This is a genomic window from Desulfobacula sp., from assembly GCF_030145145.1.
GTDB lineage: Bacteria > Desulfobacterota > Desulfobacteria > Desulfobacterales > Desulfobacteraceae > Desulfobacula.
In genome coordinates this window covers 62,319-75,524 of record NZ_JAQYWD010000022.1, presented here as the reverse complement: position 1 = coordinate 75,524, position 13,206 = coordinate 62,319, and the positions used below count along the sequence as shown (strand labels likewise).

Annotated in this window: 8 protein-coding genes; all 8 read left to right on the top strand. The window is 44.7% G+C overall.

The window, feature by feature from the left end; all coding sequences use genetic code 11:
• The first annotated feature begins 21 nt into the window (after positions 1–21).
• The 8 genes from Q1Q15_RS13840 to coaBC all read left to right on the top strand — a co-directional run bounded on the left by Q1Q15_RS13840 (position 22) and on the right by coaBC (position 13,195).
• Entirely contained in the window at positions 22–5,118 is a 5,097-nt protein-coding gene (locus Q1Q15_RS13840; protein ID WP_300460945.1) for a PilC/PilY family type IV pilus protein, read from the top strand.
• A 364-nt stretch (positions 5,119–5,482) separates the two neighbouring features.
• A complete protein-coding gene (locus Q1Q15_RS13835; RefSeq protein ID WP_300460942.1) occupies positions 5,483–6,013 on the top strand; it encodes a GspH/FimT family pseudopilin in 531 nt (176 codons plus the stop codon).
• A 33-nt stretch (positions 6,014–6,046) separates the two neighbouring features.
• Positions 6,047–6,721, top strand: coding sequence for a prepilin-type N-terminal cleavage/methylation domain-containing protein (locus tag Q1Q15_RS13830; RefSeq protein WP_300460940.1), 675 nt, complete (start codon positions 6,047–6,049; stop codon positions 6,719–6,721).
• A gap of 2 nt (positions 6,722–6,723) precedes the next feature.
• Positions 6,724–7,173 carry a prepilin-type N-terminal cleavage/methylation domain-containing protein gene (locus tag Q1Q15_RS13825; protein ID WP_300460937.1) on the top strand — a complete coding sequence of 150 codons (450 nt, stop codon included), beginning with the start codon at positions 6,724–6,726 and terminating at the stop codon, positions 7,171–7,173.
• A gap of 1 nt (position 7,174) precedes the next feature.
• Positions 7,175–7,693 (top strand): pilus assembly PilX N-terminal domain-containing protein, encoded by a 519-nt coding sequence (locus Q1Q15_RS13820; protein WP_300460935.1) that lies wholly within the window; start codon positions 7,175–7,177, stop codon positions 7,691–7,693.
• A gap of 38 nt (positions 7,694–7,731) precedes the next feature.
• Positions 7,732–11,376, top strand: coding sequence for a PilC/PilY family type IV pilus protein (locus Q1Q15_RS13815; RefSeq protein ID WP_300460933.1), 3,645 nt, complete (start codon positions 7,732–7,734; stop codon positions 11,374–11,376).
• A gap of 116 nt (positions 11,377–11,492) precedes the next feature.
• Entirely contained in the window at positions 11,493–11,996 is a 504-nt protein-coding gene (locus Q1Q15_RS13810; RefSeq protein WP_300460930.1) for a hypothetical protein, read from the top strand.
• A complete protein-coding gene (coaBC, locus tag Q1Q15_RS13805) occupies positions 11,996–13,195 on the top strand; it encodes a bifunctional phosphopantothenoylcysteine decarboxylase/phosphopantothenate--cysteine ligase CoaBC (RefSeq protein ID WP_300460927.1) in 1,200 nt (399 codons plus the stop codon). Before Q1Q15_RS13810 ends, coaBC begins: the two co-directional genes overlap by 1 nt.
• The last annotated feature ends 11 nt before the right edge of the window (positions 13,196–13,206 follow it).

Below are 13,206 nucleotides of genomic sequence, written 5' to 3'. Positions count from 1 at the left end.
GATAAAACGGAGGTGAAGGTAATGAAAATAATCTGCAGACATAAGATTTTCCGGTTCATTTTGTTAATCGGTCTTTTCCTTATTTTGCCTTTTTATGTGTTTGGCGCGGAGGTGAATGTCAGGGTATCCCATGACAATGATGATGCCGAAGAAAATCTTAACAACGCCTGGAATAAAGGTGATATGATCCTGGACAGTTCAGATCTTGAAATGACATGGGATGATTACGAGAGCAAGCGCCAGGCCATCGGTATCCGTTTTTTAAATATTGCCATCCCCCACGGAGCAGTCATTTCTGATGCCTATATAACGTTTAAAGCAAAAGATACGGAAACCGGTGCCACAGATCTTATCATCAAAGGTGAGGATCGGGATGATGCTGCTCGTTTCAGTGATACCGATTATGACATTACTGGAAGACCTGTTACCGATGCCGTCGTAAACTGGAACAATGTAGATGACTGGAATGACAATGTAGTATATAACACACCTGATCTTGCATCCATAATCCAGGAAATCATCAGCAGGGTCGGCTGGGTATCCGGTAATGATATGGTTTTTGTGATCACAGGGTCCGGTCAAAGAAGGGCGGATTCATTTGATGGTTCCCCGGACAATGCGCCTGAGCTGCATGTAGAATTCACGGAAATACCTACGCCCTATATCCAGGTGAATAAAACACTATTAGACCCCTCTTGTTATGTGGGAAACAATCCGATTCCAGATACGTTTACCATTACCAATACAGGGACGGCTGACTTGAATTACAGCTTGGTCTCAAACAAGGACTGGGTCAGTTTATCTTCCAGCAGCGGCGTGCTGTCTGTCGGTGCAACAACGTCCATTACCGTTAATTATGATGCTTCCGCCAAGATACCGGGTTTTTATGATGCAACACTTACCATAGAGGATACGGGAGCATCCCCCATATCCCCGAATAGTCCTGTGGACATAAATGTGACGTTAGACATCCAGGTTCCCACTGTTGAGGTCAGTGTGTCGGCCAATAGTGATGATGCAGAGGAAAGTGAATCCGGTGGTATGGATCTTTACAGTACTGATCTGGAATTAATTACCGAAGATACGGATCAAATCATCGGCATCCGGTTTCAAAATATTGCCGTTCCCCAGGGTGCCATGATAACGAGAGCGTATATTGAGTTTGATGTGGATGAAGACGTGAATACAAACCCGACAAACCTTGATATACATGCTGAAGCAGCTGACAACCCCGGTACGTTTGCGCAAACAACAAATAATATTTTACAGAGAACAAAGACAGATCAATTCATAGAATGGAATAATCTGACGGATTGGCATACCGGTGAACAGCACCAGACGCCGGATTTGAGTCAGGTGGTTCAGGCAATTGTCGGCAGATCGGGATGGGCAAGTGGGAATGCCATGGTTTTTACTATAACGGGTTCCGGAAAGCGCGTGGCCGAATCCTATGATGGTGATGGTGCGCCGCCGCTGCTGCATATCGAGTATATTGAAAATGGGTTTTCTTATATTTCCGTTGACGATAATAATATTGGTGCCATTTGCTATGAAGGGAACAACGCAGCCCAGGGCAGCTTTTCCGTTACAAATACCGGGGATGCCGCACTGACCTATACCATGGCATTGCATACCGCAGATGGGGGTGACTGGATAGCTGTTGCCGGCCAGGACAGCACAGCCACATTAGATCCTGGAGCGTCTGCTGACCATACCATAACGTTCACAAACACGACCCTTGTCCCGGGCAATTATAATGCCACCATTACCATAATCGGAACAAATACACCCAACAGCCCGTATGAAATTGATGTGGTTTTGACGGTTCTGGCGCCCCCGGAGGGATCCAACTGCGGGAATGTGCCGCTGTATGCCGAAAACCTGGTCAGTCCCGCCATCATGGTATTACTGGATGTTTCCTCCAGCATGACCCGCATGATGAATGTGAGCAGTGATGTAAAGCCCCGTACACCGGATCTAAAGAGCATTGTCCAGGAAATTGTCAATCGGGATGGATGGGCGTGTGAAAATTCAATGGTGTTTATTATCACCGGCACAGGACAACGGACGGCCAGTTCCTATGACGGAAATAGCGGTGGTGCGCCACTGCTGCATGTGGTGTATACCGATGGTATAGATCAGGAAATTAATATCCGGGTATCCCAGGGGAAAGATGATGCCGAGGAAAGCAGTTCAGGCAGTGTGAATACAACAGGAAGCAGCGACCTGGAATTGGTCCATGACGGTTCTGATCAGACCATTGGCATCCGGTTTCAAAATGTATCCATCCCCAAAAATGCCATTATCACTAACGCGTACCTGGAATTTGAAATTGATGAGGCCGGCAGTGCGGTGACAAATTTAACGATCCATGGCCAAAGTCATGACAATCCATCTGAATTTACCGAATCAAACTATAATATTTCAGAACGGACAAAAACGAGTGCATCTGTTGACTGGACAAACGTTGACCCCTGGGAAGCCGGTGCCCAAATGAGCCGGATTGACATTGGAAAGGATGTCATCAGTGAACTTGTAAAGGATCGGGGCATTTCATGGGGGTTTGGCACCTGGAGCGGCAAGACGGAACACGGGTATACGTCGGCCATTGACTATACAAAGATACATGTGGGATGCCGATTTAATGATGATGCCCAGCAGACAGCCCTCCAGGATGCGATTGCTGCTACGGTTGCCCATTACGGGACGCCATTTGATCATTCCATAACAGCGGCAAAACAATATTTTAGTGGTAATAAACCAGACCAGGACGGGGCGGGTGAGTCTTATAATATCGTTGACTGTCAATCCAAATTTTTAATTGATATTACCGATGGCCTGGGTAATGGAACCGTGGCAGATGTTGCAGCAGAAACAAATGCATTATGTGATATAAATGTAAGTCCCATCGCCGTGGGTTTTGGCATTGATAATGCCGTGCAAATAGAAGAGATGGCAAAGGTCAGCAATATACGGGGCAATGCGGTTGCCGATGATGCGTTGCATGCCCTGCATGAGGAAAAAGCCGGTGTGGGGCAGCCATTTCTTGCGAACAACAGAGAGGAGCTGATTAACACCCTCTCAAGCATCACCCAGACCATTAAAACACTTGTGTTTCACGGCTCGGCCCCGGCTCCGACAACATCAGTCGATCAGGGAAATCTTGTGATCCTGGCCAAATTTAATGCAGGCAACTGGACCGGAGAACTGGAGGCATTAAAGCCGGATGCGGTCACCGGGGAATGGGATAATGTCCTGTGGCGGGCAAGCGAAGTACTTCCCGCTTCAAGAAACGTGTATACCATTGATCCGTTGAATGATTCAGATGTTATTGACTATTCAAGTCTAAATCTGACCCATGACAATTATTTTGATTCTGCCAGCGATGGTTATTTTTGTAAGCCATTGGGTTCTTTTATTAACTCTATCCCCGTAATCGTCGGAGATCCAGCTTTTTATTATGATTTTGACGGGTATGGTGACTTTGTGCCGGAACGTTCACCCATGGTCTATATTGGTGCAAATGATGGTGCGCTGCATGCTTTTTCCCTTGAAACCGGAGAAGAAATGTGGTCTTTTGTCCCCCTTAATTTTCACGAGAAACTGAACCGTGCCAATGAGCCGGAATATAATATGTGCAGTGAGGATTATTGCTACCAGACGTTTGTTGATGGTTCCCCACAGGTTGGCGATATCTATGACGGAACGGCGTGGAAAACAATCCTGGTATGTGGTGAACGGGAGGGAGGAGATGCTTATTTTGCGTTGGACGTAACCTATCAAAAGAAGGAAGGGCAGGAAACAGATTATACCGATGCGGTCAAGTATTTGTGGCAGTTCAGAGATACCCATTCAGCCTATCTGTTAGATGGCCTGGACAATGATTCAGACGGTAGCGTCGATGAATCCGATGAGCTTGAATATGATAACCAGCTGGGTGAAACGTGGTCGGATGTGAGTATTGATAGAATTGCAGATGGAGAAAACAATACGCTTTGGGGAATTTTCTTTGGTTCGGGTTATTCTCTGGACAACCAGGCGAATAAGCAGGCATATGTGTATGGCATTGCTGCCAAAGATAAATCCCCAATATGGCATAAAGATGGCACCCATATCAATCGGGTAAAATTGTCAGACACTGAATTGCTCAATGATGTTGCATCTCCCGTCATGACGGCCGATTTTGAAGGGGATTATATTTCAGATTGTTTCTATGTGGGAAATCTTTATGGCACCATGTTCCGCGTTTCGAATATCGGAAATGGTGAAACCCCTGTCATATCAACGGTGTTTGACTTTAACCCCTCTCATTCATCCCCCACCCTAAATCCCATCAGTTCCCGGGCGACCTATGCCTATGGCATTCAAACCGATGCGGAGCCCAATCCCATATGGATCTATTATGGAACCGGTATTTATCAAGAACAAGCGGATAAAACCACCATGAACCAACAGTATTTTTTCGGGCTCAAGGATAATCCTGCACCATCATCCTGCTATGTATATCCCTTTACAACAGGGGCTGCAAACCCTTCAGATCCTGATGTCTGCGGAGACCTGGTTGAGCTGGAAGCAAAATATGCAGCAGGCAATGTAATGCTGGCAGACGGGAGTTTAGAGGAAAGGGAAGTTCGATATATTGCCGATACCTGCGCGGATAACCAGTCGTGGGTCATTAAACTCTATAACGGACAGGTAGATTATAACGGCCCCTCTAATTTACTGGGGAGTGAACGCGTTATCCAGCAGCCTCTGGTAGCAGGGGGAGTCGTCTTTTTTACCACCTATATTCCGGATCCGGATATTTGTGGTGGAAGTGGCAAAACATGGCTTTATGCCGTGGATTATAATTCCGGCTGTGCACCCAATGACGCTGTTTTCGATCTGAATGGCGATGGGAAATTTGATGAGAATGACCGGGTAATCGATCCGGATAATCCGGAGAACCCCTATGTTGTCGTTGCGATTCCCATTGAAGGGGGACCCGGCTCAAAACCCGTACTAGGCCCTGATGATACCTTGTTCATTACCACACCGGTTGGCGGTTTAAAACCCATAAAAGTGAATATACCCGGCCTTAAGGTCAAGGTGATGTCCTGGAGAAATAGAAACAAATAAATCCATCCGGAAAGGTGACAGGATTATATTTCAACAAAATCGAACCACAGGGTTTGTTTTTCATTATCCTTAGTGAGGATCACAAACAGGAAATTTGATTGGTAGCGGTTTTAATTTAGTTGCCAATAAATGTTGCCCGCATTGACATCTTTTGTAAAATAAACCGATTCTAATGAAAAATTAATTGAATGTGTAAGAAGAGATATTTTCCACATTCAGGAGATAAAGAACCTTATTGGTTCAATATTTTGATTTGAAAACCGATTATGGTCAAGCAATTTGATAGGTCTGATTAAAAATAAAATTAACAATTGCATCATTTTTGCATAGAACTATTTCAACTAAAAAGTTTAGGGTCTGTCATATGGAATTAAAAGATAATAAAAAGGTTACATCAGGATTCACGCTGATAGAGGTGATGGTGGTTATTGCAATTGTCGGCATTTTATCAGCGATTGCTGTTCCCGGTATTGTTGCTAAATTGCCGGATTACAGGCTGAGAAGTGCTGCAAGGGATATTGTCTCCTGCCTGCAGGAAGCAAAGATGAGGGCGGTCAAAGAAAATGCCACGGCAGCCATTATTTTTGATGTTGCCAATGATCAATATACGGCTTGGGTCGACAACGGATGGAGCGGCGGGGCTGGAAACTGGTGGCCTGACACCAATGTGGGTGAAATTGTTTTTAAACAGATAACGCTGCCTGCCGGTATTCAATTTTATCAGAACACAACGTTTACGGCCAATACATTTGGGTTTAACAGCCGGGGGATTCCCGCAACCACAGTTGGGACTGTATTTATCAGCAACAATAAATCAAATTATAGAAGTATCATTGTGAGTAGCGCAGGAAATATAAGGGTCCTGAAAAGCAGTGATGGTATAAACTTCAATTGATAAAAATGCGTATTCATAAAGGATAGGATGGCTATGTCTCATAAATATAATGTAAATAACAGGGGGTTTACCCTGGTAGAACTGTTAATAGCCATGACCATTACAACCATTGTTTCGGCTGGGATTTTTTCAGCATATCAAAATCAGCAGAAGGCACAGCTTGCCCAGAAACAAGTCATTGAAATGCAGCAGAACTTAAGGGTGGCTTTATACATAATGACAAGTGACATCAGAATGGCAGGGTATGATCCGGACGGTACAAGCGGGACTGGAATCGTCAGTGCCGGAGATGGGAGTAATGGGTATCCGTTGGCATTTAACTTTTTGGCAGATGATGATAACAGGGATAATGATAATGATTCAACAGTGGATGAACCCGGCGAAATACAATACGTCGCATATGACCTGTACGACGGGTATGGTGATGGAGATACAGACATCGGAAAAAAGGTGAGTGACGCAACCGGTGCGATTCATCAGCCGCTTGCAGAGAATATAAAAACGCTTCAATTTGCATACCTTGATGAAGACGGGGCGATTGTCTCTCTCCCACCCAGCCTTCATCAAGTTGCAGCTTTGGATTTACCAAAGATCAAATCGGTGCAGATAACAATTGAGGCGACAATCGATATCAATGAAACAGATTATGTTAAAGGCAAGAACCGTATTCTGACAACCACGGTTAAATGCAGAAATCTGGGGTTATAGCTGTGAAATATAATAATTTTTTATCCAGGAAGATGTGTCTTCGGTTTTTTAACCGATTGATTCGACCGTGCCGGAAACAGAACCAAAATGATAATGGATTCACCATCATTGAAGTGCTTATCGCCATGGTCATCCTTACCATTGGTATCCTTGGTATCGCAAAGATGCAGATAACCGCCATAAAAGGGAATGCATCCGCCAGAGAACTTACAAATACGGTTGTCCAGACAACCAAACAAATTGAAATGCTTTTGTTGCTGCCCTATGACCATGCAGATTTGGTCGCTGGAACGCATACCGGGATGACCCAGGAGGGGGATACCATTTCATGGGAAGTGTCTGATGACACGCCGGTTAATGGCAATAAAACCATCGCGGTTACAGTGACACCATCGAGTAACTTCTCTGGCCGGAGTTTTACCATGGAACAAATCAAATCAGAGATAAATTAATATGATAAAAGAACATAAAAAAGGGATACTTTTTCCATTACACAACCAAGAGGGATCTGCCATTATTTATGCATTGATTATGCTTGTCCTTCTGACTGTTTTAGGTACTTCTTCCTTAAATACGACTACGGTTGAACAGGCAATCGCCCAAAATCATAAGTCTTATCAATTGGCATTCTATGCTGCTGAAGCGGCAAGGGAATGTGTCCCCCCCAATACTCAATTGTACCATGGCAACAATATTACAACAGGGGCAGGGATTTCATTTCCCATTGCCGATGGATTGGATAATGATGCTGACGGCAATATAGATGAATCCGACGAAGTAAAGGTGATTCTATCTTCATCACAGTCTTTTGAGGGAAGCGTTGATTACGACGGTTCGACTAACCCGCCAAGAGGAACCGGGTATGAGGTGGGGAGCTTTAAGGCACATAGATATACACTTACAGCAAAGGGATATGGGACCCATAAGACTGAACACTCAATTGAATCCGGTTTTTACAGGATTGGATTTTAAGGTCAATACATTTCCACAGATCAGAGAGGAAAAGGAATATGAAGACTTTCACAAGGAATAAACAGCTATATTGCATTTTTTCCCTGTTCTTTTTTGTTTGTTGCAGTGCTGTTTTTGCCGATGATACCTGCATATTCAGTGTAACGTCCAATGAAGTGGGGCCCAATATCGTTCTCCTGCTTGACAATGGTGCAGAAATGGAACAGGTCAAGTGGCATAGTGATTATCAAAATGAAACAGATTACACGCCGGCTGTCGGAAGCGCCTGGGATGTCCTGGATAACATAGATTCCGGGGAAGCCCCTGAAATTTTAAACAATTGGACCCTGGTGCTAACGGATGTTGATGAAATTGATTATAACTTTGAAGAAGGGGCCGATATTGAAGAGCTCACTTCGGGTGCGACTGCCAGCGTTATATATAAAACCTATTCCGGATCTACCCTGGAACTGGAGATTGATTCCATCACAGGCTCATTTACTGTAGGAGAAACGGTTCAAAGGTATAAGAACAAAAATAATATAGCCACGGGAAAAATTGATAGGATTATTGAACCGGATGACTTATCAGGTTTGTCAATTGCCACAGGGGCCAATGGGTTTTTTAATGATAATGGCTATGCTGCAGTTGAACATGGCGGAACCTGGTATCTTGTGAAAATTTTGAGTACCCTGCTGCCGGACATTTATACCAATGGCCTGCAAGCAGACAGTGGAAACACATGGATCATAAACGGGAAAACAATAACATTGCCGGTTCAACCGAATGCGGCAACGGTTACAGATGCAGAGACCGGGTTTGAAATAAAGGATAATGCGACCAGGTTCCGATACTCAAAAAACTATCTGAACTGGCTGTTTTTTGCGGAAGATGAGGGCACGCCGCTTTATTCTGGAAACGGCAGTGACCTTTCCGGAAAAAGTCGATTTTATTATGCAAAGCAAGCCCTCATGTCAGTGGCAAAAATCACAGCCAATAAAGCAAACTTTGGTATTTATAATTTTACATCCACCACGGAAGGCAGTTCCAATGTCCAGCCGCTGGGTGAAGTCGTCTCTACGGTGGACGATACTAACTATGATAACAATATTCTTGATCCGAACTATATAAATAATATAAACAACATGGGAACTGTTGACTATTCCCCACTTGCAGAAGGGCTGGTGAGCATCGGGGAATATTACAATTCTTCATCTTCAGGAATTGATGCAGATTATTATTGCCAGGACCAGTATGTTATTGTTGTCTCTTCAGGTATCCCTTCAAAAGACCAGACCTGGAATGGTACTAAGCTGTGTGAGGAATGCAGTCAACCCACAAGCTTTGGTGATTTGGACAGCGATGATGCCGGGATCGGCGAAGGGAATATCCGGACAGATGAATCAACGTTTTCAATCCCCCTAAACACAGAAGGGTCAACCTGGCTGGATGATGTGTCTCATTTCTTTTACTCAAATGATATGGTCGGTTATGTTGACGGGTTTCAACGGGTTTATACCTACACGGTGGGGGTCATGGCCGGCAGGGAAAGCAACCTTTTTTTGATCAACACCAGTAACAATGGAAACGGGTTTACAAACCTTTATGACACAACAGATGAGAATTATGGTAAATATCATTTCACTGCTGACTCAGCCTCGGGTCTGAGCAGTGCAATCCTTGCTGCCGTCAATGCCATCCTCACCAATACCAGTACGTTTACAGCCCCCGTAGTCCCGGTTACAAGAACGCTTAGCGGAAACCGGATTTACCTGGCCTTGTTCAAACCGGGTGAAGGAAATTTCTGGGAAGGGGATGTCCTGAAATTCGGCATTGATTCAACACTTCAGATTGTAGGTAAAAACGGCCAGGCAGCAACCTACCCCAATGGGGCCCTAAAAGATGATGCCGTTCCCTATTGGTCCACTAAAAACTGGTCAAATGCTGATTTTTCAACATCTGATTGCACGGGGGAAGGGTGTAATTATATAGAAAATTCAGACAGACATATTTATACATATCTGGGAGTGGACAATGATTTGACCCATTATTCAAATGCGTTTGACACCTCAAATACCACCGACCTGACGGCAGATGTCCTGGGAAATCCTGCAGATGGAAGGCCCACCATCATTAATTACATCAGGGGAGGCGATGCGCTTGATGAAGATGGTGACGGGAAGATCGAGGAAAACAGAAACTTGTTTACCGGAGATGTCCTTCACAGTGAACCTGCTGTTTTTGAATATCGGTATGCAAATTCCAGTTCAAAAACCTATGTATTCTTCGGTTCAAATGATGGGATGCTGCATGCGGTATATGATCAATATGACCCTGACGTGACAACGCCTGATGATGAAATTGATTATGGCACGGAAGCATGGGGCTTTATCCCCCCTGATCTGCTGGACCGGTTAAAAGAAATGATTGAAGGGTATGGTCATCAATTTTATGTGGATTCCAGCCCTCAAACCTATTTTATAGATAATAATGCCGATGGCAAGGTTGATGCGGCAGTTGATCAGGTCATTCTTGTCTGCGGCCTTAGAAGTGGCGGAGCCAGTTATTTTGCCCTGGATATCACTGACCCTGATACCCCCGAGTATCTGTGGTCGATTGATAATACCAGTATCACTGAACTGGGGAACACGTATTCCGAGCCTGTTTTCGGAAGGGTTAAAACCAGTGATGTGGATATAACCGGAACAACAGTGATGTTTGTGGGGGGGGGATACAGTTCTGACAATTCCTCAGGAGATGCGGTGATTGTGATTGATGTTTCTGATGGATCTGTGGTTAAGAAGTGGAATACAACGGATGATGCTTCCATGGTCTACAGCATACCCAGTACCGTGAAAACGGTTGATGAGAATGACAATGGATTCGTGGATAAAATTTATGTCGGTGACATGGGTGGACAGGTATGGAGAATTGGCAATTGTGATGCTGCTGATTTTCCGGAATGCAACGAAAATATTCAGAACTGGACGGCCCAGGTGATACTTGAAACGGACAATACCACTTACCAGCAAAAATTCTTTTATCCGCCCAGTGTCACATTGGAAAAAGGGTATGATCTTATCTTTGTTGGGAGTGGTGACAGGGAAGACCCTTGTGCGGATGCGACAACAGATCCGGATACAGATACCATATATAGTTTTATGGATTCACATTCCGCAGTGACGTTAACGAAAGAGGATCTGGTTGATGTGACACTGACAAGTGCTTCACCCCCGGACCTTGACGATGCAACCGGCGATGTGGATACCAATTTGTCGGTGGACAAAGGGTGGTATATTGATCTTGATCCGGATGGTGAAAAAATACTGGCCCGGGGTACGATTTTTTATAAAACATTTTATATTACCTCTTATATTCCCAATGATGACCCGTGTTTACCGGGAGGAGAGGGCAGATTATATGCCTTAAACCATAAAACCGGGGAGCCGGTGTTGTCGTTCTCCGGTGTTGATTCTGACGGAGACAACGTCCCGGATCTGGAACGGTTTAAGTCAATTGGTGGGGGGATTCCTTCAAAGCCTGTCATGGTCATCCATGAAGGCAAACAGAAGCTTTTCATTTCAGTGGGAACGACTCCGGTTGAGGATGGCAGTGATTCCGTTGAAGCCGGTATTGTTGCCATAGATCCCAAGGCACCGCTGAAGAACTTTTTTTATTTGTGGTGGAAAGAATTGTTTAATTGATTTTTTGTGTTCAGACTTCAAATATCAGCAAATCTCAGATTTGACATTTCAAATAAATAGTTTTAGATAAGATGAGTTCTAACGAAAATCAAAATCCGTAGCATGTAGGAGGAAAAATGAAAACAAACTGTAATAACAAATTCAGTTTTAATATCCTGGCACTTGTGTTGCTGGCTTTTTTTATTTCCGGATGTATGGGGAATACAGGTTCAAAAAAACCTGAAGACGGTCGGATTTCAGGCGAACAGGCCACGTCCCAAAAAACCACTGCAAGTTATTATGATTTTGAGGATGTGCTGGTTCCCATGGAGCTTTCAATTGTAAAAAACAGGACGGTTGTGGTGTCCACCCCCGGATTTACCTCGGGCATCCTTACACTCAAGGGTCGGGTAAAGCGACAATCCCTGTTTCATTTTTTCAATAATAATATGCAAAAAGACAATTGGACGATTGTCAGCCAGATCAAGTCTCCCGGTGCCACGATCATGGTTTTTCAAAAACCCTCAAGAACTTCGGTGATTACCATTCGGGAGGAGCAGATGTATACCTATGTTGAGGTGGGGGTGGCCCCAACTGTTTTGGGAGGAACCGGACTTTCCGAGACAAATCTGGTTGAATAATGAGGGTTAAAGATAAACATATCCTTCTGGGAGTTACCGGTGGCATCGCTGCCTATAAGGCAGTTGAGCTGTTGCGGCTGTTAAAGAAAGCCGGCGCCGACGTGACGGTCATCATGACAGACAATGCCCAAAAATTTGTGGGTAAAACAACCTTTGAAGTGTTGTCTGAAAATCAGGTGCTGTCTGATCTGTACTTTGATACGGAATCTTCTGTAAAGCACATTGATCTTGCCACCCGTGCAGATGCGGCTATTATTGCCCCTGCAACGGCAAATACCATTGCAAAGCTTGCCCATGGTATTGCCGATGATGCCCTGTCCACTACATTGCTGGCAGTCACGGCACCGGTGATGATTTGTCCCTCCATGAATACGGATATGTATCAAAACATCCGGGTACAACGGAATCTGGATATTCTTGAAACAGACGGATGGCATATTCTTGATCCGGATGCCGGGGTACTGGCCTGTAAAACAGTGGGTGCCGGACGGCTGCCCGAACCCTGGTTTATTTTTGACAGGGTTGAGGCCATGCTGACCCCAAAAGATTTAACGGGTAAAAAAGTGCTTGTTTCCGCAGGTCCCACGGTTGAAGCCATTGATCCCGTCAGGTTTATCAGCAACCATTCGTCCGGAAAAATGGGATATGCCATTGCCCGGGCAGCAGAAAAAAGAGGCGGGCAGGTGACCCTGGTCTCAGGTCCTGTTGCCCTCGCCCCGCCAGTCAATGTTGAACGGATTGATGTGGAAACCTGTGAACAAATGGCGGATCAAATGCTGGCCAACCTGGAATCCGCCGATATTATCATCAAGGTTGCCGCAGTGGCGGATTATAAACCCCTTGATCCGAAAACCAGCAAAATAAAGAAACAAGACAACACCAAAGACCTTTCCATTGCCATGACGGAAAACCCTGATATTTTAAAGCGCATTGGTCAAAACAAGACAAGTGATCAGTTCCTGGTGGGATTTGCAGCAGAAACCGATGACCTTGAAAAAAATGCCCTGTTAAAAATGGAAAAAAAGAATCTGGATATGATTGCTGCCAATCTGGTGGGATCATCTGATTCCGGATTCAAGGCCGATACCAACAAGGTTAAACTTTTTTTCAGGGATGGGTCCTCATTTGACATCCCTTTAATCGAAAAAGATAAGGTGGCGGATATCCTCATTGATCATGTGATTGAAAAAATGGGATAACCCGGATGAGT

Excerpts from the sequence above, each read along its gene's own strand:
- coaBC (WP_300460927.1), top strand. The coding sequence starts at position 11,996 with ATGAGGGTTAAAGATAAACATATCCTTCTGGGAGTTACCGGTGGCATC.
- Q1Q15_RS13820 (WP_300460935.1), top strand. The coding sequence starts at position 7,175 with ATGATAAAAGAACATAAAAAAGGGATACTTTTTCCATTACACAACCAA.
- Q1Q15_RS13810 (WP_300460930.1), top strand. The coding sequence starts at position 11,493 with ATGAAAACAAACTGTAATAACAAATTCAGTTTTAATATCCTGGCACTT.
- Q1Q15_RS13815 (WP_300460933.1), top strand. The coding sequence starts at position 7,732 with ATGAAGACTTTCACAAGGAATAAACAGCTATATTGCATTTTTTCCCTG.
- Q1Q15_RS13830 (WP_300460940.1), top strand. The coding sequence starts at position 6,047 with ATGTCTCATAAATATAATGTAAATAACAGGGGGTTTACCCTGGTAGAA.
- Q1Q15_RS13840 (WP_300460945.1), top strand. The coding sequence starts at position 22 with ATGAAAATAATCTGCAGACATAAGATTTTCCGGTTCATTTTGTTAATC.
- Q1Q15_RS13835 (WP_300460942.1), top strand. The coding sequence starts at position 5,483 with ATGGAATTAAAAGATAATAAAAAGGTTACATCAGGATTCACGCTGATA.